The following is a 19234-nucleotide window of genomic DNA, read 5'->3' on the forward strand; positions in this document are numbered from 1 at the left end:
TAAAAGTAGGTAAGGCGGATAAGCGTAGCGCCATCCGCCAAAAAGCTGGGTATATATACAGAGTTCTGCTGGTGATTATATCAGCGAGGTCAGAGATGCCAACTGTGAAATTTCGATATGCGGAAGCAAACGACTGTCTGCGGTTTGCATCAGGTCGGCATTTTCCGGTTTGATCCAGCAGGCCTGCATACCACAACGGATGGCGCCCGCGACGTCCGTCGTCAGGTCATCACCCACGTGCAGAATCTCACCCACAGGCATTTTCAGTTTTTCCGCCGCCAACGTGTACATGTCGCTAAAGGGCTTTGATCGCCCGTCGGGACCGGCGCGCAGCACAAACTCAAAGTAATCACCCAGGCCAAACAGTTCCGGCTGCGCGTTACCGTTGGTGATCGCCACCAGCGGCCATTTGTGGGCCAGCGCCTTCAGCGTGTCATGCGTCGTCTGCGGGACTTCAATGCGGCTACGCCATTTGGCAAAATTCATCATTGCCGCATTCGCCCCCATTCTGGCTTCTGCCGCTGACAACCCCGCCTCCAGCATAGCGCGCTCTACGGCACGGTGACGCCATTGGGTAACATCGTGGTAGATTTCCGGCTCGGCGTCGCGAACGGCCTGACGTAAGCGCTGTAGGTCGCTATTTTGCAGCGAATTCAACGCCGGATGGTAATTCTGTACAAACGCGAGCGCTTCCTGCTCGGTGCGTGTGATAACGGGACGGTTATCGTAAAGGGTGTCATCAAGGTCAAAGGTGAGCGCAGAAATGCGCCCCAAAGGCCGGTAAAAACGCATTATTTCCCCCGTTTGGCGCGCGGATGCGCCGCATCGTACACTGAAGCCAGGTGTTGAAAATCAAGATGGGTATAGATTTGAGTCGTGGAGAGATTGGCATGACCCAATAACTCCTGCACTCCGCGCAGATCGCCGCTCGACTCCAGCATATGCGTCGCAAAGGAGTGACGCAATTTGTGGGGATGTACGTGGCTGTTCAGCCCCTGCTTGATACCCCATTCAGCAAAGCGTTTCTGCACGTTACGCGCTGAGATACGTTTGCCCAGTTTGGACAGAAATAGCGCATCGTCATCGCTGCCAAATAGCCCGCGTAGATCCAGCCAGTGCTCAATCCACGCCACCGCGTTGCGGCCAATCGGCAGGCGACGCTCTTTACTGCCCTTACCCATCACCCACACTTCGCCGGTGTCGAGGTCGAGATGTTTAATATCCAGCCCAACCAACTCAGATAAACGCAGACCCGCGCCGTACATCACTTCCAGCATTGCTCTATCGCGCACGGCAAGGGGATCGTTGAGATCGATATCCAGCAGACGATTAACATCGTCTACATCGATATTTTTAGGGAGATGACGCGGTGCTTTCGGCGCGGAAACGCTTTTTGCCGGATTGGCTTTCAGCTCGCCCTGATTAACCAGCCAGTCGAAGAAACTGCGTAACGCGGAGAGACGCAGCGCCAGACTCGCCGGCCCCAGTCCCTTACGACGGCTGCGAACAGCAAAACTACGTACCATCGCAGCATCACATTGTTGCCAGCTTTGCAGACCGGTCTCTCCGGCTAACGCAATGATGGCATCAAGCTGACGCTGATAATTAAGCAATGTGACTGGGCTAAGCTGACGCTCAACGCCCAGATAGCGCAAAAAGCGTGCCACATCCTGAGAAAAGGGTGAATCGGTCATACGCGTTCAATCCAGCGCTCCAGCAGCTCCGGCAACATCAGCGAGATTTCCTGCAGCAATTGCGTGCCTTGCCCCTGCTGGTAATGATTAACGTCACGGCTGCTAAACAGCATCACGCCCAGAGAGCCATCTTGCCCGAGCATCGACATCGCCACCGAGCCTATGGCTTTCGCCTCCGGCATCATGACCAGCAATTCCGGACCATTAAGCGGCCCAAGATAGTGCTGTGACTGACCCAGACGCTGGATACGCAGCGGTTCAAAAGCCTGACGGCTTAATGCCAGATGGGTGAATTTTGATGGCGCGCCAAGTCGCCAGCGATCCGGGAACAGACGAACCGTCGCTCCGGCCAGCCCTAACTCACGCGCCCAGCGATGAAATCGCATCAGCATGTCGTCAAGGCTGCTGGCCGACACCAGCCGTCCTTGCAGATTTAACAGACGATAGAACAGGCTTTCATTGGCGTTGGCTTGTTCCATCAACAACGCCATGTTCTCTTCCAGCACGTTAATATGATTACGTGCCCGCGCCATATGCCATTCCACTAAAGAGACCGTGCCCCGCACTGGGTGCGGAACTCGCATCGCTTCAACGGCCTGGGCATTACGGATAAAAAACTCAGGATTACGTTGCAGGTAATCGACGACCGTCCGGTCGTCCAGCTCCATGAGCGTTTCCTGTAGTTCTTCCCCTGGTTGCTTCATAAGTGAATAAATCCGTCGTAGACATGTGCCGCCGGGCCTGTCATATACAGCGGATGACCCGGACCTTTCCAGGCGATATCAAGTCGACCGCCCGGTAATTCCACCCTCACTTCTTCCGCCAGCAGACCCTGCTGGATACCGACCGCAACGGCAGCGCACGCACCGCTGCCGCAGGCCTGCGTTTCACCCGCGCCGCGCTCATAGACGCGCAGTCGGATATGCTCGCGTTTTACCACCTGCATAAATCCAATATTGGCGCGTTCAGGGAAGCGTTCGTGGCTTTCCAGAACCGGTCCCAGTGTTTCTACCGTGGCCGTATCAACATCATCAACCTGAATCACGCAGTGCGGGTTCCCCATTGAAACCACGCCGCACAATACTGTCTGTTCGGCCGCGCGCATAATATAGGTCTTCTCTGCTTTGTTAGCGCGAAAAGGAACCTGCGAGGGTTCAAAATTGGGTTCGCCCATATTCACCCGCACCAGCTCGTCGTCGGTTACGGTTAATACCATACGACCATTCGCGGTACTGACGCGAATATCACGTTTATTGGTCAGCCCTTTCAGGCGAACAAAGCGGGCAAAACAGCGGGCGCCATTGCCACACTGTGACACTTCACTGCCGTCGGCATTAAAAATACGGTAGTGGAAATCCAGCTCCGGATCATACGGAGGCTCAACCACCAGCAGTTGATCAAATCCAACGCCGAGATGTCTGTCGGCCAGGCGGCGGATCAGCTCTGGTGAGAAAAAGACATTCTGCGTTACCGCGTCGACGACCATAAAATCGTTGCCAAGGCCATGCATTTTAGAGAATTGCATCATTCACTCCGTTCACGCGGGTACAGAAATGTAAAATCTATTTCTGCCGTTAGTAATTCACCTGAGAAGGCCCATCACTAATCCCACGATCGTTTTTCTCAGGCGTGGTGGATTGCGATTGCGGCTGAACGCTCTTGGTCGGAGGCGGCGCGGTTTTATCAGCTGGCGGGAAATAGAGCGGGCCTTTTAACCCACAGCCCGTCAGGCTGAACAGAGTAAAAATGACAGCGAGTGGCTTTAACACGTTTTTCATTATGGATTGCCTGTAAAGTTCATGCTTTCTGTTTTCTATCATCGCAGGAGAAGGCGTAAAAGCAAGAGTTTGGCTAAAAACTGCATCGCGATTTATTCCACGTTATACTGCGAGCATCACGAAAAATAGGATAAGAAAATGAACGACAGTGAATTTCATCGCCTTGCTGACACCCTGTGGATGACCATTGAAGAACGTCTGGATGACTGGGATGGCGACAGCGATATCGATTGTGAGATCAACGGCGGCGTGCTGACCATCAGCTTCGAAAACGGCAGCAAAATTATCATTAACCGTCAGGAGCCGCTGCATCAGGTGTGGCTGGCGACCAAACAGGGCGGCTACCACTTTGACCTGAAAGGCGACGAGTGGATCTGCGACCGAAGCGGCGAAACGTTCTGGGATCTGTTGGAGCAGGCGGCAACACAGCAGGCGGGTGAAGAGGTGAGCTTCCGTTGATTTATTTGCCGGATGCGCTTTGCTTATCCGGCCTACTGTAGGCCCGGTAAACATAGCGCCACCGGGCAAGTTAACTCACGAGAAATACTGCTGTAACAGCGGCGTGTCGTTGTCCTGACTGGCTGGCGGAACGGCGCTAATCGGTTGGGTACGGAACGGAATCACCTGCGCGCGCCCGTCGGTTTTCACAATCTGATAGAACTGCGGCAGGTTAAAGTTGATGAAGCTGGAGCCGTAGGTAAAGCGATCGTGCGACGATGAGTAGAAACGGCTTACGTCGCGTACCAACTCCTCTTTGCTACCTTCGCAGTGGTGATACACCTCGGCCCGGTTACTTTCGTCCAGAATGTAGATATTAAAGCCCTGCTCATCACCCGTTTCTTCGAAAAAGAACTGAATAATCCCTTCGCTGGCAAAACCGTCGACCACCGACGGCAGTTTCACATGGTTGGTCTCAACCTGGACGGAAAGGCCGTGCAGTTTGTTATGTGAAATCGCACCATAGAATTCAATTGCGTTTTCCAGCTTCTGTACCGAAACGTTCAGGCGCTCGAAGAACAATCCCCACGTCTGGCCGGAAACACGCAGCGCTTTGAAACGTCCGGTTTCCTGACGGGTACTGGAGAGGCGTAGCTCGATGCACTCAGACACCAGTTGCTGCACGCGGGTGCGAATTAAACCGCGCAGATGCTGGCTATAGCAGAAGACCTCGACGCTATCCGGCGGCGCGGCATCCTGGTGCATTTTGCCCAGAATCGTTTTTAACGCTTCAATCATCGCCTGCTCGCCGTTGAAGTGCAGCGTACGCACTTCATTCCACGAGTTGCGGTACAGCAGGTCGACGCTTCCTACCAGGCAATTTTGCTCTTCGCCAAAGCTGAAGACATCCAGCTTACGGAAATCAAAATGTACCACCTGATTACGGAATGCGGCCGTTGGGTCATATTCGAGGTTAACGATAATCGCCAGATGGCGAATTTCGCATGGGCTATAGAGCGCTTTCGGCGTTGGTGCAGGCAGTCGCAGCGGGAAGTGGTGCGACACGTCGGCGACCATTTCCTGTAGCTTCGGCAAATCAACAATGCCGTTGCCCTTAATAAACAAATGCGTACGCGAGGTCAGCAGGCCGTTGAACCAGGCCCACGCCACCAGCTTGTTGAGATAGCGGTTATATTCCAGCGGCTGATGGCTGATGATCGAGTCCATGTTAGGCGCGCGGTTGTAGAGATACCAACCGGAACGGTTGGCACGGCCCGGCGGCACATGGATGAAGGTCAGATTCGGTTCCGAGAGATCCGGAGATATCTGTGGGTTCACCAGCGTGACTTTACCCGGCAACGCTTCAAACGCGGCATACAGCTTACGGGTCAGCACGCCGATATCCTGCGGGCTGGCGCTGACGCTGAGGTTATTGCGCCGCGCAAAGCGGATCAGGTTACGATAGCTCTGCATCATCGCATCGAGCAGTTCGTTATGCGCTTCGCGTACCTGGTCAATCTTCCAGTTAGCGCGGTTATCCAGCATGGTCAGACGGGCGTCATCCCAGCCCCACTCTTTCACTAACTGACTTAATACTTCACGACGCCAGCCCACGCAGGCGCGCTCACGGCTCAGTTTCTCACACACTTTTAAGTAGAAACATCGACGCACTAAATCCAGGCGCGTCGGATCTTCGATCGCCGTGAGGTACTCGGTAACGCGCTCCAGCATCATACAGTAAGGATCGAGACCAAAAGAGACGATCTCGCCGTCATGCAGGCGCTGTTTAATGTCTTTCGCCAACAGGCGTGGATTGGGATATTCCCAGGAATAGGCTTCCAGCAGCAGCGTTTTCAGCACCGCTTTGTATGGGGAGTCGATACTCTTGTACAACTGCCAGAGGCTGGCGCCAAAGTACTCTTCGGCGGAAAGCGAACTGAGTCCGCCGAGATCCAGCCATTCGTTTGGCGTTAACACCCCCTGCGCGTAGAGCGTCATGACGTAATCGTCGTAATGCTCTTCTTCGTCGCCCGGCACCATATTCCACAGAATACGTTTACCCGCGAGGCGCACAGCGGTGCGATAGAATTCATCAAGCAACAGGATATGCTGCGTCGAGCCACAGTCTTCACCACCCAGACTGCCGCTTTCATTGTGACGGAAACGGTTTTCATCAATCAGGAAGAAACTGACTTCCACGCCCAGCGAGGCGGCCCAGCTTTCCAGCAGACTACATTTTCGCTGCAGCAGCTGGCGCTCTTCGCTATCCAGCCAGGATTGATGGCAGACCCAGATATCAAGGTCAGAGGAACAGCTTTGCCCTACCGAAGAGGTGCTGCCCATTGAGTAAACGCCGGTGATCGGCAGTTCGCCCTTGGGAGGATCCTGCGGCGACATACCGCGGTACAGTTCCAGTTCGTTCAGGTAGTGGCGTTGGGTTTCATCAGGCGTGTAAAAGCATATGCCTTTGGGAACGTTACCATCGAGGTAACCCGGCATCAGCGGATGGTGGTAGTGCAATAATGTCGGCAGCAGACTGTATACCTGCTGGAAGGCAGGTCCCATGGCAGCAAGCGCGCGATCCACACGCAGTTGATTTATGGCATCCAGTCTCTGTTTCAGAGTCTCAATATAGAGGTACAAGACGTATCGCCTGATGTTGCTATCCGTCATGTTGTCGATTGCCGCGGCGCAAGCGCTCACAATAATCGCCATCAATTCGGATAAACCGTATGTCAAAAATAACCGTTACCTGTTTTTCGCCCATATTTTTTTATGCTGTTCAGCCGAAAAAATGGTCTAAAACGTGATCAATTTAACACCTTGCTCATTGACCGTAAAGAAAGATGCGCTACATACAAGTGTAGCACCGTTCGTTACGTGTAAATTCCTTCATACGGTCGGGAGGTTTCTCGTCATTATTCACTGCCAGTGATGATGCAGCGCCTTTTCCTCTCACTTACGTTTGAGCGTAACGCTGACATCCCTTTGATAAGGATGTTAGGATGGTCAATGATTGATAATGACGGTAACAAGCATGTTAGACAATGTTTTGAGAATTGCCACACGCCAAAGCCCCCTTGCGCTCTGGCAGGCACATTATGTCAAAGACGCCTTAATGGCAAACCACCCCGGTCTGATCGTGGAACTGGTTCCTATGGTAACCCGTGGCGATGTGATCCTTGATACCCCGCTGGCGAAAGTCGGGGGGAAAGGGTTGTTTGTTAAAGAGCTGGAAGTCGCGCTGCTGGAAAAACGCGCCGATATCGCTGTGCATTCCATGAAGGATGTGCCGGTTGAATTCCCTGACGGTCTTGGGCTGGTCACCATTTGTGAGCGAGAGGATCCGCGTGATGCTTTCGTATCAAATAAGTACAACTCGCTGGATGAACTCCCCGCAGGCAGCATCGTCGGGACATCCAGTTTGCGCCGCCAGTGCCAGTTGGCGAAGCGTCGCCCGGATCTCGTCATCCGTTCGCTGCGCGGCAACGTAGGCACGCGCCTCAGCAAACTGGATAACGGCGATTATGACGCCATTATTCTGGCTGTCGCCGGATTAAAACGTTTAGGTCTTGAGTCGCGAGTCCGCACCGCTCTGCCGCCGGAAATCTCCCTGCCCGCTGTCGGGCAAGGCGCAGTAGGCATAGAATGTCGACTGGATGATATGCGCACTCAGGCACTGTTAGCGCCGCTCAACCATGAAGAGACCGCGCTACGCGTCAAAGCAGAACGCGCCATGAACACCCGCCTGGAAGGGGGATGTCAGGTACCTATTGGTAGCTATGCCGAAATCATCGACGGTGAGATTTGGCTACGTGCGCTGGTCGGCGCGCCTGACGGTTCACAGATGGTATGCGGAGAACGTCGCGGCGCCACACAGGATGCCGAACAGATGGGTATCTCTCTGGCAGAAGAACTGCTGGAGAACGGTGCGCGCGCCATTCTGGCGGAAGTTTATAACGGAGAAGCCCCCGCATGAGTATTCTGGTCACCCGCCCGTCTCCCGCAGGGGAAGAGTTAGTGAGCCGACTGCGCACACTGGGGCAGGTGGCCTGGAGTTTTCCGCTCATCGAGTTTTCACCTGGTCGGGAACTGGCAACGGTTGCTTCCCGACTGTCGGCGCTGACGGAGAACGATCTGGTCTTCGCCCTCTCGCAGCACGCCGTTACCTTTGCAGATGCCGAACTTCGCCAGCAAGAGAAAAGCTGGCCATCCCTTCCACGTTATTTTGCCATTGGCCGTACAACGGCGCTGGCGCTGCATACTGTTAGCGGCTTCAATATTCACTACCCTCTGGATCGGGAAATTAGCGAAGTCTTGCTACAATTACCTGAATTACAAAATATTGCGGGAAAACGCGCGCTTATATTACGCGGCAACGGTGGCCGGGAGCTGATAGGTGAAACCCTAACGGCACGCGGAGCCGATGTCGATTTTTGTGAATGTTATCAACGCAGTGCAAAACATTACGATGGTGCGGAAGAAGCGATGCGCTGGCAATCCCGTGGCGTAACCACGGTGGTTGTCACCAGCGGAGAGATGCTACAACAGCTCTGGTCGCTCATTCCGCAGTGGTATCGTGAGCACTGGTTACTACGCTGTCGGCTGTTGGTCGTCAGTGAGCGTCTGGCGCACCTCGCCCGGGAACTGGGCTGGCAAGATATTAAGGTCGCTGATAACGCCGACAACGATGCGCTACTACGCGCATTACAATAACTCTCATAATGGGATGCCATAATGACGGAACAAGAAAAATCCTCCGCCGTGGTTGAAGAGACCAGGGAGGCCGTGGAAACCACGTCACAGCCAGTTAATACTGAAAAAAAGAGTAAGAACAGCACGGCGCTGATTCTGAGCGCTGTGGCGATTGCTATTGCGCTGGCTGCAGGCGTTGGGTTATACGGCTGGGGGAAACAACAGGCAACAACACAAACGGCAACCAGCGATGCGCTGGCGAACCAGCTGACGGCACTGCAAAAAGCGCAGGAAAGCCAAAAAGCTGAGCTGGAAGGTATTATTAAACAGCAGGCAACGCAGCTGGATGAAGCCACTCGCCAGCAGGCCGCGCTGGTCAAACAGCTTGATGAAGTCCAGCAAAAAGTCGCCACCATCTCCGGCAGCGATGCTGGTACATGGCTGCTGGCGCAGGCTGATTTTCTGGTGAAACTGGCCGGTCGCAAATTATGGAGCGATCAGGACGTCACCACCGCCGCGGCGCTGTTGAAAAGCGCCGACGCCAGCCTGGCAGATATGAACGACCCGAGCTTAATTACCGCCCGTCGCGCGATTACTGACGATATCGCGAGCCTCTCCGCGGTGACTCAGGTCGACTATGACGGCATTATCCTGAAAGTGAATCAGCTCTCTAACCAGATCGATAACCTGCGTCTGGCCGACAACGACACCGACGATTCGCCGATGGATTCCGATAGCAGCGAGCTTTCCAGCTCAATTAGCGAATGGCGCGTCAATCTGCAAAAAAGCTGGCAGAACTTTATGGACAGCTTTATCACTATTCGCCGTCGTGATGAAACCGCCGTCCCGCTGTTGGCGCCGAACCAGGACGTTTACTTACGTGAAAATATCCGTTCCCGCCTGTTAGTGGCTGCCCAGGCCGTGCCGCGTCATCAGGAAGAGACATACCGCCAGGCGCTGGAAAATGTCTCCACATGGGTGCGTGCTTACTACGACACCGACGATGCAGCGACCAAAGCGTTCCTTGAAGAAGTAGACCAACTGAGCCAGCAAAGCATCAGTATGGATGTTCCAGAATCGCTGCAGAGCCAGGCTATTCTCGACAAGTTAATGCAGACCCGCGTACGTAATTTACTGGCGCAGCCTGCCACAGCACCGGTAGCAGCAGCGCCAGCGCCTTCGACAGACGCTCCGGCAACCGCGCCGCAAGGAGAATAATGATGCTAAAAGTATTGTTGCTCTTTGTGCTGTTGATCGCCGGGATCGTCGTCGGTCCGATGATAGCCGGTCATCAGGGTTACGTGCTGATCCAGACGGATAACTACAATATCGAAACCAGCGTGACGGGCCTGGTGATCATCCTGATCGTCGCCATGGTCGTCCTGTTTGCGATTGAATGGCTGTTGCGCCGAATTTTCCGCACCGGCGCACATACCCGTGGGTGGTTTGTGGGTCGTAAGCGTCGTCGCGCCCGTAAGCAGACCGAACAGGCGCTGCTCAAACTGGCAGAAGGTGACTATCAGCAGGTTGAGAAGCTGATGTCGAAAAATGCCGATCATGCAGAACAGCCGGTAGTGAATTACCTGCTGGCGGCAGAAGCGGCTCAGCAGCGCGGTGACGAAGCGCGCGCCAACCAACACCTTGAGCGTGCTGCCGAACTGGCCGGAAATGATACGATCCCGGTAGAAATCGCTCGCGTTCGCCTGCAACTGGCGCGCAATGAAAATCACGCCGCACGCCACAGCGTAGACAAACTGCTGGAAGTGACGCCACGTCATCCGGAAGTACTGCGTCTGGCTGAGCAGGCTTACATTCGCACCGGCGCATGGAGCTCCTTGCTGGATATCATCCCATCCATGGCAAAAGCGCATGTGGGTGATGACGAGCACCGCGCCATGCTGGAACAACAGGCATGGGTTGGTTTGATGGATCAGGTCCGCGCCGATCAGGGCAGCGAGGGGCTGCGTGCATGGTGGAAAAACCAGAGCCGTAAAACCCGTCATCAGGTTGCTTTGCAGGTAGCGATGGCTGAACATCTGATTGAGTGTGACGATCACGATACGGCGCAGCAGGTCATCATTGATGGTTTGAAACGTCAGTACGATGACCGCCTGGTGCTGCCGATCCCGCGTCTGAAAACCAATAATCCGGAACAGATAGAAAAAGTGCTGCGCCAGCAGATTAAAGCCGTGGGCGATCGCCCGTTGCTGTGGAGTACGCTGGGTCAGTCGTTAATGAAGCATGGGGAATGGCAGGAAGCTACGCTCGCCTTCCGTGCCGCTCTCAAACAGCGCCCGGATGCCTATGACTACGCCTGGCTTGCTGACGCACTGGACAGACTGCACCAGCCGGAAGAAGCCGCCACCATGCGCCGCGATGGCCTGATGTTGACGCTGCAGAACAACAATCCCCCGCAGTAACTCCTGAATGCCCGGTGGCGCTTTCGCTTACCGGGCCTACATATTTTTCAATCGTATAAACAAAATCCTTCGAGCGACTTCTCGAAGGATTTTGTTTATGCATAAAAAAACGCCCGCTCGGTAAGGAGCAGGCGTTAAACAGGTCTGTATGACAACATAAATGGGTGCTTCACTCAACGTTATGTCCATGGTGTTTGATGAGGCTTGAGCGACATCTGTCTGTGGACGATAAGCACCGTAAACGGCTCTGCATCATTCCTGAGTTTATGAGGCCAGATGGCGAACATAAGAGATGGAATGAGCATCTACCCGCATATTATTGCACAACGCATGCCACGATTGCACTGCAAAAACCAGGTATTCGGACTTTTTAAGACTTCAGGAAATTCGCAGGTGTGAAGGCTAAGAAGGGAAAATCTGAAAACAAAAAACCCCGCCGAAGCGGGGTTCAAAATTGGTCGGCGAGAGAGGATTCGAACCTCCGACCCACTGGTCCCAAACCAGTTGCGCTACCAAGCTGCGCTACTCGCCGTTTTACTGCTTTTTGAATTTTTAGTTCAATTCTTTAAGTCGTGGTGCGAGGGGGGGGACTCGAACCCCCACATCCTAAGGACACTAACACCTGAAGCTAGCGCGTCTACCAATTCCGCCACCTTCGCATTTCACAACTTTAAATTAATGGGGTGGCTAATGGGATTCGAACCCACGACAACTGGAATCACAATCCAGGGCTCTACCAACTGAGCTATAGCCACCACTGCAAATCTTTTACGCGGTATTAAAACCACCGCAGCTCTGGCACCCTACTAAATGGTGCGCCCGACAGGATTCGAACCTGAGACCTCTGCCTCCGGAGGGCAGCGCTCTATCCAGCTGAGCTACGGGCGCTTAGCGCCGTTGCGGGGCTGGATATTACGGAGGTCTCGGTCTTCTGTCTAGTGCTTTTTTAAAATAAATTATCGTTTGGTCATGGTTTGTGCGTTTTGTCGCTTATTCCCGCAATTTATGGGCTGTGCCATGACGATTCAGACCAAAAACCTTATAAATGAGCGTCACGGCCAGTAAGAAACCCATGCCAACAAAAAGCGACATTCGGGTATCTTCATTAAAGTACATGCCAATTAATACGCAAATCAGGAACGCCATCGTCAAATAATTCGCCCACGGGAACAGAATGGAGCGGAATGGATGACTGGCAATCGCCGCTTTATGCGCCTGACGGAAACGCAACTGGCTTATCAGGATCACAAACCACGGCACCATCCCCGGCAACACGCTGGCACTATAGACATAAACAAACACGCGCTGCGGGTTAGGAATGATGTAGTTCAGGCATGAGCCAATCAGCAGGATCGCGATAGAAATAGCCACTCCGGCAACCGGCACGCCATGGCGTGATACTTTTCCAACAACGGCAGGAAGCTGGCGATTCTTTGCCAGCGCGTAGAGCATACGCCCACAGCTATACATGCCGCTGTTACATCCAGACAGTGCCGCCGTCAGCACCACAAAGTTAATAATCCCTGCCGCAGCAGTAATACCAATCTTGGCAAAGGTGAGCACAAACGGGCTACCGTTGCTGCCAATCTCATTCCACGGGAAAATAGTGACGATGACAAAAATCGCACCAACGTAGAAAATCAGAATGCGCCACAACACTTTACCCACCGCGCTACGCAGCGTGACCTGTGGATTCTTCGCTTCCCCTGCAGTGATGCCGATCAGCTCCACGCCCTGGTAAGACGCCACAACAATACACAATGCCGTCAGGAAGCCCTTCCAGCCCCCAGCAAAGAAGCCACCGTGCTCGGTCAGGTTGCCAAAACCAATCGCCTGGCCGCCATTGCCGAAGCCGAAGAAAATCACCCCAACCCCAATGACGATCATCACAATGATGGTGGTCACTTTGATCATGGCAAACCAGAACTCAATTTCACCATACAGGCGAACCGCTGCGAGGTTTGCCAGCGCAACCAGTCCGACTGCGATCAGTGCGGGTATCCATTGTGCCATTTCCGGGAACCAGAACTGTACGTACACCCCGATGGCGGTAATCTCTGAGATCCCCACCGCCATCCACATAAACCAGTATGACCAGGCGGTAAGATAGCCAAAGAAGGGGCTCATATAACGGTGGGCGTAAACAGCGAATGAACCGGCAACCGGCTCGAGGAATAACATCTCCCCCATAGAACGCATGATGAAAAAGACGAACAGCCCGGCGACGATATACGCCAGCAGAACCGAAGGTCCCGCCCATTTAAGGGTACTGGCGGCCCCCATAAATAGCCCAACGCCAATAGTGCCCCCAAGGGCAATTAATTCGATGTGACGAGCCTCCAGCCCACGCTGTAGCTCAGGTTTGTTCTCGGCCATAAATCCTCTTGTTGTGTTTGCATGCTGTCCGGTATTACCGGTTCTCGTTATGGGTACATCTTGTTATGCCATAACAGGCCATACGGCACCGACCGCTTTAACGGTTGGCGCCAAACACACCATGGCACTGCAATGATTGTTGCGAATGGTTTCCTAAAATCGCTTAAATGGCAATTAAAGCATTCAAAAAATAAATAGATTGTGCGAGAAAGCAGCGATAATGTTGTGAATAAGTAGCGTAATTAGCAGATCACGCTACTTACCAGAGGAGAAAGGGCGTCAGAGGTTGCCGGTATAGTGCCAACGGAGATAGCGTAATAAGCGAAGTTGTCGAGTAATACGGCTCGGCTGCGACAATAAGCGATACAGCCACTCCAGCCCCAGATTTTGCCAGATTTTAGGTGCGCGCTTAACGTGACCGGTAAAGACGTCGTAGGTACCTCCCACGCCCATATACAGCGCGTCAGGGTGAGTCTTGCGGCAATCACGCATAAAGATCTCTTGTTTTGGCGAACCCATCGCCACCGTCACAATTTGCGCACCGCTGGCGTGAATACGCTCAAACAACGCCTGACGCTGCTCTGGGGCAAAATAACCGTCCTGACTACCCACAATGTTCACGCGCCACTGCGCACGTAGTTTTGCTTCTGTTTGCGCCAGAACTTCAGGCTTGCCACCAACCAGGAAAACAGGCGTTCCGTTTTGCCCGGCTCGCGCCATCAGCGCTTCCCAAAGGTCAGCTCCGGCCACGCGTGAAACCTGTGCCTGCGGGAATTTTTTGCGCACCGAACGCACCACGCTAATTCCATCCGCATATTTGAACTCCGCGGCGTTGATCAGCTCCCTCACTTCAGGGTTATCTTCTGCTGTCAGCATCTTCTCAGCGTTGATAGCCACCAGCGTTCCTGACCTGAGGTGTCCTTCGGCAAACAGGTAATTCAGCGCATGTTGCATATCGCGCCAGCCAATCAGTTGTAATCCGCGCAACGAATACAGCGGCGCAGTTGTGTTATCTGTCATTACGATCCTTCAATCTGTGTACGGGGCAGCGATTTGATTCGTTTATGGATGAGTCCCGCGCTATCGAATAGCCAGAACAGCAGTTTTGCCACCAGTAGGCAAACGCCGAAAATCACGAGGAAAAAGACCACTCGTGAGACAAACGAATCCAGCCCTTCACGTGCCAACACAATCATATTGAAAATGGCGCCAAAACAGAAACTGTGCAAAATCGCCGCCTTATATCGATTGGTTTCTCGGTTACCTAGCTCATACAGCCAGTCGAACCACTTGATGATAAGCCCAACAACAATCGCGCCTAATGGTATAAACAGCGCCCCGCCCATCACCACCAGTGAACCAATTAACGTCGGCGAAATCGCCAGTCCTGAGTGGTTGTTCAACACTTCCCAGGTAAAGTAGTTCGCTGAGTTGAGTACAATACTCGGCCGCCCAGGCCACAGCCAGGAGGGAATAAAGACGTAGAAGTCACGGACGATCGGCGCCAGCCCCTGGAACTCAATATTGTGGTAATTCTGCAGCAACAGCGCCAGGTTCTCCCACGGCGAGAAGGTGTCGCGCGTAAGGTACAGGAACGTATAGAACGCCTCATCGCCGCTAACGCTCATTCCGTAGCGCTTCAACGCCAGCCAGAACATCCCGACAATGCCCAACACGCCTGCAGCGGCCAACATCCACAGCGAAATCCAGCCGCGAATAATGCCGATAAACAAGAAGATGGCAAACGCGATAATGATATTGGCACGCGTCCCGCCAACAATCATATAGGTCAGTAAACCAAACGCGACGGTGCTCACCAGGAAGAACAACCACGCTTTGCTGTCCTGACGCAGGAAATAGACCACCAGCATTGCCGGAATGAAGAAGTAGAAGAAACGCTTCAGAGCGACGCCAGAGACTTCACTGGAAAAAATCTGGCTATAGGATTGCAGTCTGAACAGCAGGAATCCATTGTGCATAAAGAAGACGCCCACGCTCACCAGCGCAATCGCCATCAGGATAACCCAGGTCAAATGGGCTTCAACGCGATTGATGGTAAACAGCGGCCTGCGCGGCTTATCCTCTACTCGCTTACGCAAGCGCGTTTTATACGTCACGTAGTAGACGGCATAGAAACAGGCGGCTGACAGCAAGGCCTGCAATAGGATCTCCGGCGGAGCCACTGCCACATCAAAGCGGAACACCAGGATGCTGGTCAGCGGGAACCCAAAGAAGAACGTCAGCAAGAACAACAATGAGAAGAAAACATTGAAGTTAAAACGTACGCGGCGGAACTCAAACCAGGTCAGCGTGGCGATAAACAAGGTGGAGAGTAACCAGACCACCAGCAGACCGCTGAATTGCATCAGGCTCATGCGGTTTCTCCTGAAGCAATGCGCAGCGCGTTATGCCACGGCTGCAGATAATTCGGGCTAAAGAAGGTAATAGTATTTTTATCTACTGATGCCAACTGGCGCTGCGCTTCACGTACGACGCCTTCATTGAGATCATCAGTGGTGAATAACACCGGAAGATTTTGTTCCACCATATCCTGCCAGAAGGGATTTTCACGGTTGAGCACGCATGGGATACCCGCCTGGATCAGCAAACACAGGGTACCGATTCCCTGTTGACGGGCAAAAATAAAGCAACCCAAATCGCATTGACGCAATAACGCGAGATAAGCGTCAAATTCCAGCTTTTCACTCAAAATTTGCAGATTGTCAGCGCTAAATAACGCCAGACCGGCCTGGCGAACCTCGTCGATATAGGCCGTATTATTGGCGGGATAACCCATCGGCACAATCACATTCACCGTGTCGCCAAACTGCTGATGGACGGCGCGAAGCGCGGCAACATGCTCATTGCTGCGATCGCCAGAGTTGCCAACCAGCACCGTCATCTTGCCGCTGCGCTGGCAATCATTGCTCATGTTATTGAGTGAAGGGTCCATTCGCGTTGGGAAATAGAGCAACTCACCCCGCACACGGGGATGTTGCTCGGCGAAATAACGTAAATCGCCCCGTGTGGCAAACACGCAGCCCACACGATTCTGTGCCATGCGGCGAATCGGGTAAAACAGGCGGAATTTCAGCCCACTGGAGACTTCGTATAAATCAGCGCCCCAGATATGCCAGTAAAACTGCGCCGGTTTAATCCCGCCACTCAGCAGCGCCAGCCACAGGCTGGTGTTGAACTGACCGTGGAAGAAGAAACGCTGCTGGCGATCCGCTTTTGCTTTCGCGATCACAGCGTCAGCAAGCGCCTTTTTCCCGCTGTAGAAGCTTAGCGATAACGCCGGGCAGCTCTCACTGAGTCCCGCATCCTGACCGGCAACCATAAACGTGCGCGCATGCTCGCTCGTCGCAGCCAGCGAGTCGTTGAAAAACCGCAGCACGGTTTGGTTATGGTGAGGGATATCCGATCCCAGAACGTGAATCAGTACAGTCATACCCGCCTACGCCAGAGTAAAAACACGCCACAACAAAGAGAAAAATAGACGATGTACGTTGCCATATAAGCCTGTGCCGCTCCCAGCGCACCGTGTGCAGGGATCAGCCAGTGAGCAAACACCGTCAATAACATGAACTGGCTAATTTCAGCCAAAATATAAAACCGCAGTGACGCTTTCGCGATCACTAGATACCCAAAGACATACGCCCCAACTTTCAGTACATCTCCAACCAGTTGCCAGGCAAACAGATCGCGCATGGCGGTGAATTTTGCGGAGAAAAGCAGCCAGATCGCAAAATCACGCAGCAGCCAAACGGTAAAGCTCGCGGCGGCAACCGCCGGTAACACGAACTTCAGCGACTTAACTACTTCGCGCGTAATGTCGCGCTTTTCGGTCAGTCGCGACAACGTCGGAAGCAAGTAAACGCTGAATGAAGCGGTAATGAATTGCAGATAAGCATCAGAGATACTGCTTACTCCCTGCCAGATCCCTACATCATCCCAGCTATACTGCGCCGCCAGCAGGTTTCGCATCATCACGTATGCCACAGGCAGCGTTACGGAAGTAATCAGCGCCATCAGCGTAAACTTGCTTAGCTGCCCAGCCAGACCGTTATCCCACGAGGGTCTCAGGTAATGCAGGGGAATAGTGCCACGCTTAATCAGCATAATAGCAGCGGGGATAACCACCAACGCGGGCACTAACGCCAGACCCAGCAAGGCGCCTTCATACCCTCCCAGGCGATAACAGGCATAATAAGCCACCACGCCCACCAGACTACCCACAATCAGCGACAGCGCGTTACCCGCCGCATCGCGAAAACCCTTCATCAACGCAAGAAGTAGGTTCGCCCAGGCAATACCCATCTGCACCAGCGCAACCAGTCTTACCAGCCCCTGATAATGAGTATGACCAAACAATCCCTGACTGATTGGCGCGGCCGCCAGCAGAAAAATCACCGCCATCAGCGTAGAGAATCCCAGCACCATCGCGGAAGATGTACCGACTACCTTACGGAGTCGGGTCGGATCGTCATGGTGCTGTGCAACATATTTCGTGACGCCGTTGAAAATGCCGGCCCCCGCCAGGACACCAAGCACGGTAACCATCTGGCGGAAGTTACCCGCCTGCCCCACGCCTGCCGGGCCAAACGACACCGCCAGCAGCTTCACGACCAGCAAACCCGCACCAATTTTTACCAGCGTACTGGCTGCCGTCCATAAGGACGCTTTAGCAAGCGACATTTCAGGCGAAGTAGTTGAGTAAGGTCGAAATGACCGTTCGCTGGTTGACCGGCGACAGGTTGTAAAACAGCGGCAAGCGCAGCAGACGCTCGCTCTCTTTAGTGGTGAAACGATCAACACCGGCAAATACGCCGAATTTATCGCCAGCCGGACAATCATGTAGCGGGATATAGTGGAACACCGCCATAATTTCAGCTTCTTTCAAGAAGTTAATCAACGCCGTGCGATCGTCGATATCGCGCAGCTTGATATAAAACATATGGGCGTTTTGCACGCAGCCGTCCGGGACAGAAGGCAGCTCGATACGTCCGGCACGCGCCAGCGGTTCGAGAGCATCATAGTAGTTCTGCCACAGCGCCAGACGCTGCTGGTTAATACGGTCAGCCGCTTCCAGTTGCGCCCACAGATAGGCAGCCTGCAGATCGGACATCAGATAGCTGGAGCCAATATCACGCCAGGTATACTTATCCACCTGACCGCGGAAAAACTGGCTGCGGTTAGTTCCTTTTTCACGGATGATCTCTGCACGTTCGACTAATTTTTTATCATTAATCAGCGTCGCACCACCTTCACCGCCTGCGGTATAGTTTTTGGTCTCATGGAAGCTAAAGCAACCGATGTGACCAATCGTCCCCAGCGCCCGACCTTTGTAAGTCGACATGACGCCCTGGGCCGCATCTTCCACGACAAACAGGTTATGTTTGGTCGCCAGCGCCATGATGGTATCCATTTCACAGGCTACGCCCGCGTAATGCACCGGAACGATAGCGCGGGTCTTGTCGGTGATCGCCGCTTCAATCAGCGTTTCGTCAATGTTCATGGTATCCGGGCGGATATCAACAAAGACAATTTTCGCACCGCGCAGCACGAAAGCATTGGCCGTGGAGACAAACGTATAGCTCGGCATAATGACTTCATCGTCAGGCTGGATATCCAGCAGCAATGCCGCCATCTCAAGCGATGCGGTGCAGGAAGGCGTCAGCAATACTTTCTCGCTGCCAAAATGCTGTTCCAGCCACTGTTGGCAGCGACGGGTAAAACCACCGTCACCACACAGCTTGCCGCTGTTCATCGCAGACTGCATGTAATCGAGTTCAGTGCCCACCACCGGCGGTGCGTTAAATGGAATCATCGT

The 19234-nt window shown here is 53.6% G+C and carries 17 protein-coding genes and 4 tRNA genes; 5 read left to right on the forward strand and 16 right to left on the reverse strand.

Annotated features, from left to right (window positions below):
* Window positions 1–75: 75 nt before the first annotated feature.
* Genes yigB through IB222_RS22870 form a run of 5 tightly spaced genes read right to left on the reverse strand, consistent with a single transcriptional unit; the run spans window position 76 to window position 3472 of the window.
* A complete protein-coding gene (gene yigB, locus IB222_RS22850; protein WP_149384957.1) occupies window positions 76–792 on the reverse strand; it encodes a 5-amino-6-(5-phospho-D-ribitylamino)uracil phosphatase YigB in 717 nt (238 codons plus the stop codon).
* Window positions 792–1694 (reverse strand): tyrosine recombinase XerC, encoded by a 903-nt coding sequence (gene xerC, locus IB222_RS22855; protein ID WP_149384956.1) that lies wholly within the window; start codon window positions 1692–1694, stop codon window positions 792–794. The genes yigB and xerC overlap by 1 nt, the downstream gene beginning before the upstream one ends.
* Window positions 1691–2398: a DUF484 domain-containing protein gene (locus tag IB222_RS22860; protein ID WP_063941786.1), complete on the reverse strand. Its 708-nt coding sequence runs from the start codon at window positions 2396–2398 to the stop codon at window positions 1691–1693. Before IB222_RS22860 ends, xerC begins: the two co-directional genes overlap by 4 nt.
* The gene (gene dapF, locus IB222_RS22865; protein ID WP_003017933.1) at window positions 2395–3219 is read right to left on the reverse strand and encodes a diaminopimelate epimerase; all 825 of its coding nucleotides are present in this window, start codon (window positions 3217–3219) and stop codon (window positions 2395–2397) included. Before dapF ends, IB222_RS22860 begins: the two co-directional genes overlap by 4 nt.
* 49 nt (window positions 3220–3268) lie before the next feature.
* Window positions 3269–3472 (reverse strand): lipoprotein, encoded by a 204-nt coding sequence (locus IB222_RS22870; RefSeq protein ID WP_003017937.1) that lies wholly within the window; start codon window positions 3470–3472, stop codon window positions 3269–3271.
* 138 nt (window positions 3473–3610) lie between these two features.
* On the opposite strand from IB222_RS22870, the gene cyaY reads away from it, so the two are divergent.
* Complete coding sequence (cyaY, locus tag IB222_RS22875) at window positions 3611–3931, forward strand: iron donor protein CyaY (protein ID WP_003828967.1); 321 nt, start codon at window positions 3611–3613, stop codon at window positions 3929–3931.
* A gap of 75 nt (window positions 3932–4006) precedes the next feature.
* Here the strand turns inward: cyaY and cyaA are convergent, their stop codons facing one another.
* Window positions 4007–6553 (reverse strand): class I adenylate cyclase, encoded by a 2547-nt coding sequence (cyaA, locus tag IB222_RS22880; protein WP_032934207.1) that lies wholly within the window; start codon window positions 6551–6553, stop codon window positions 4007–4009.
* Between the two features lie 394 nt (window positions 6554–6947).
* Between cyaA and hemC the strand changes: the two genes are divergently transcribed.
* Genes hemC through hemY form a run of 4 tightly spaced genes read left to right on the forward strand, consistent with a single transcriptional unit; the run spans window position 6948 to window position 11025 of the window.
* On the forward strand, window positions 6948–7889 hold the full coding sequence (hemC, locus tag IB222_RS22885) for a hydroxymethylbilane synthase (protein WP_063941785.1): 942 nt from the start codon (window positions 6948–6950) through the stop codon (window positions 7887–7889).
* Window positions 7886–8626 carry a uroporphyrinogen-III synthase gene (hemD, locus tag IB222_RS22890; RefSeq protein ID WP_003828974.1) on the forward strand — a complete coding sequence of 247 codons (741 nt, stop codon included), beginning with the start codon at window positions 7886–7888 and terminating at the stop codon, window positions 8624–8626. The genes hemC and hemD overlap by 4 nt, the downstream gene beginning before the upstream one ends.
* A gap of 21 nt (window positions 8627–8647) precedes the next feature.
* Complete coding sequence (gene hemX, locus IB222_RS22895; protein WP_126319692.1) at window positions 8648–9823, forward strand: uroporphyrinogen-III C-methyltransferase; 1176 nt, start codon at window positions 8648–8650, stop codon at window positions 9821–9823.
* A gap of 2 nt (window positions 9824–9825) precedes the next feature.
* Window positions 9826–11025 (forward strand): protoheme IX biogenesis protein HemY, encoded by a 1200-nt coding sequence (gene hemY / locus IB222_RS22900; RefSeq protein ID WP_048215221.1) that lies wholly within the window; start codon window positions 9826–9828, stop codon window positions 11023–11025.
* A 455-nt stretch (window positions 11026–11480) separates the two neighbouring features.
* Here the strand turns inward: hemY and IB222_RS22905 are convergent.
* The 10 genes from IB222_RS22905 to rffA form a co-directional block, all read right to left on the reverse strand.
* Window positions 11481–11557: transfer RNA gene (locus IB222_RS22905), tRNA-Pro, on the reverse strand.
* Between the two features lie 41 nt (window positions 11558–11598).
* Window positions 11599–11684 (reverse strand) — tRNA-Leu (locus IB222_RS22910).
* Window positions 11685–11704: 20 nt separating this feature from the next.
* Window positions 11705–11780 (reverse strand) — tRNA-His (locus IB222_RS22915).
* Between the two features lie 56 nt (window positions 11781–11836).
* Window positions 11837–11913 (reverse strand) — tRNA-Arg (locus IB222_RS22920).
* Between the two features lie 102 nt (window positions 11914–12015).
* Entirely contained in the window at window positions 12016–13401 is a 1386-nt protein-coding gene (locus IB222_RS22925; protein ID WP_003828980.1) for an amino acid permease, read from the reverse strand.
* A 279-nt stretch (window positions 13402–13680) separates the two neighbouring features.
* Window positions 13681–14421: a lipopolysaccharide N-acetylmannosaminouronosyltransferase gene (gene wecG, locus IB222_RS22930; protein ID WP_003828982.1), complete on the reverse strand. Its 741-nt coding sequence runs from the start codon at window positions 14419–14421 to the stop codon at window positions 13681–13683.
* Window positions 14421–15776, reverse strand: coding sequence for an ECA oligosaccharide polymerase (wzyE, locus tag IB222_RS22935; RefSeq protein WP_149384955.1), 1356 nt, complete (start codon window positions 15774–15776; stop codon window positions 14421–14423). The genes wecG and wzyE overlap by 1 nt, the downstream gene beginning before the upstream one ends.
* Window positions 15773–16852 carry a TDP-N-acetylfucosamine:lipid II N-acetylfucosaminyltransferase gene (locus tag IB222_RS22940; protein ID WP_148362631.1) on the reverse strand — a complete coding sequence of 360 codons (1080 nt, stop codon included), beginning with the start codon at window positions 16850–16852 and terminating at the stop codon, window positions 15773–15775. The genes wzyE and IB222_RS22940 overlap by 4 nt, the downstream gene beginning before the upstream one ends.
* Window positions 16849–18099 (reverse strand): lipid III flippase WzxE, encoded by a 1251-nt coding sequence (gene wzxE, locus IB222_RS22945; RefSeq protein ID WP_126319696.1) that lies wholly within the window; start codon window positions 18097–18099, stop codon window positions 16849–16851. Before wzxE ends, IB222_RS22940 begins: the two co-directional genes overlap by 4 nt.
* A gap of 1 nt (window position 18100) precedes the next feature.
* Window positions 18101–19231: a dTDP-4-amino-4,6-dideoxygalactose transaminase gene (gene rffA / locus IB222_RS22950; RefSeq protein ID WP_003828992.1), complete on the reverse strand. Its 1131-nt coding sequence runs from the start codon at window positions 19229–19231 to the stop codon at window positions 18101–18103.
* Window positions 19232–19234 lie beyond the last annotated feature (3 nt).

Source organism: Citrobacter sp. C13 (genome assembly GCF_014596815.2).
GTDB lineage: Bacteria > Pseudomonadota > Gammaproteobacteria > Enterobacterales > Enterobacteriaceae > Citrobacter > Citrobacter portucalensis.

Coding starts and splice junctions, on each gene's coding strand:
- yigB (WP_149384957.1), bottom strand. CDS start 792: ATGCGTTTTTACCGGCCTTTGGGGCGCATTTCTGCGCTCACCTTTGAC.
- xerC (WP_149384956.1), bottom strand. CDS start 1,694: ATGACCGATTCACCCTTTTCTCAGGATGTGGCACGCTTTTTGCGCTAT.
- IB222_RS22860 (WP_063941786.1), bottom strand. CDS start 2,398: ATGAAGCAACCAGGGGAAGAACTACAGGAAACGCTCATGGAGCTGGAC.
- dapF (WP_003017933.1), bottom strand. CDS start 3,219: ATGCAATTCTCTAAAATGCATGGCCTTGGCAACGATTTTATGGTCGTC.
- IB222_RS22870 (WP_003017937.1), bottom strand. CDS start 3,472: ATGAAAAACGTGTTAAAGCCACTCGCTGTCATTTTTACTCTGTTCAGC.
- cyaY (WP_003828967.1), top strand. CDS start 3,611: ATGAACGACAGTGAATTTCATCGCCTTGCTGACACCCTGTGGATGACC.
- hemC (WP_063941785.1), top strand. CDS start 6,948: ATGTTAGACAATGTTTTGAGAATTGCCACACGCCAAAGCCCCCTTGCG.
- hemD (WP_003828974.1), top strand. CDS start 7,886: ATGAGTATTCTGGTCACCCGCCCGTCTCCCGCAGGGGAAGAGTTAGTG.
- hemX (WP_126319692.1), top strand. CDS start 8,648: ATGACGGAACAAGAAAAATCCTCCGCCGTGGTTGAAGAGACCAGGGAG.
- hemY (WP_048215221.1), top strand. CDS start 9,826: ATGCTAAAAGTATTGTTGCTCTTTGTGCTGTTGATCGCCGGGATCGTC.
- IB222_RS22925 (WP_003828980.1), bottom strand. CDS start 13,401: ATGGCCGAGAACAAACCTGAGCTACAGCGTGGGCTGGAGGCTCGTCAC.
- wecG (WP_003828982.1), bottom strand. CDS start 14,421: ATGACAGATAACACAACTGCGCCGCTGTATTCGTTGCGCGGATTACAA.
- wzyE (WP_149384955.1), bottom strand. CDS start 15,776: ATGAGCCTGATGCAATTCAGCGGTCTGCTGGTGGTCTGGTTACTCTCC.
- IB222_RS22940 (WP_148362631.1), bottom strand. CDS start 16,852: ATGACTGTACTGATTCACGTTCTGGGATCGGATATCCCTCACCATAAC.
- wzxE (WP_126319696.1), bottom strand. CDS start 18,099: ATGTCGCTTGCTAAAGCGTCCTTATGGACGGCAGCCAGTACGCTGGTA.
- rffA (WP_003828992.1), bottom strand. CDS start 19,231: ATGATTCCATTTAACGCACCGCCGGTGGTGGGCACTGAACTCGATTAC.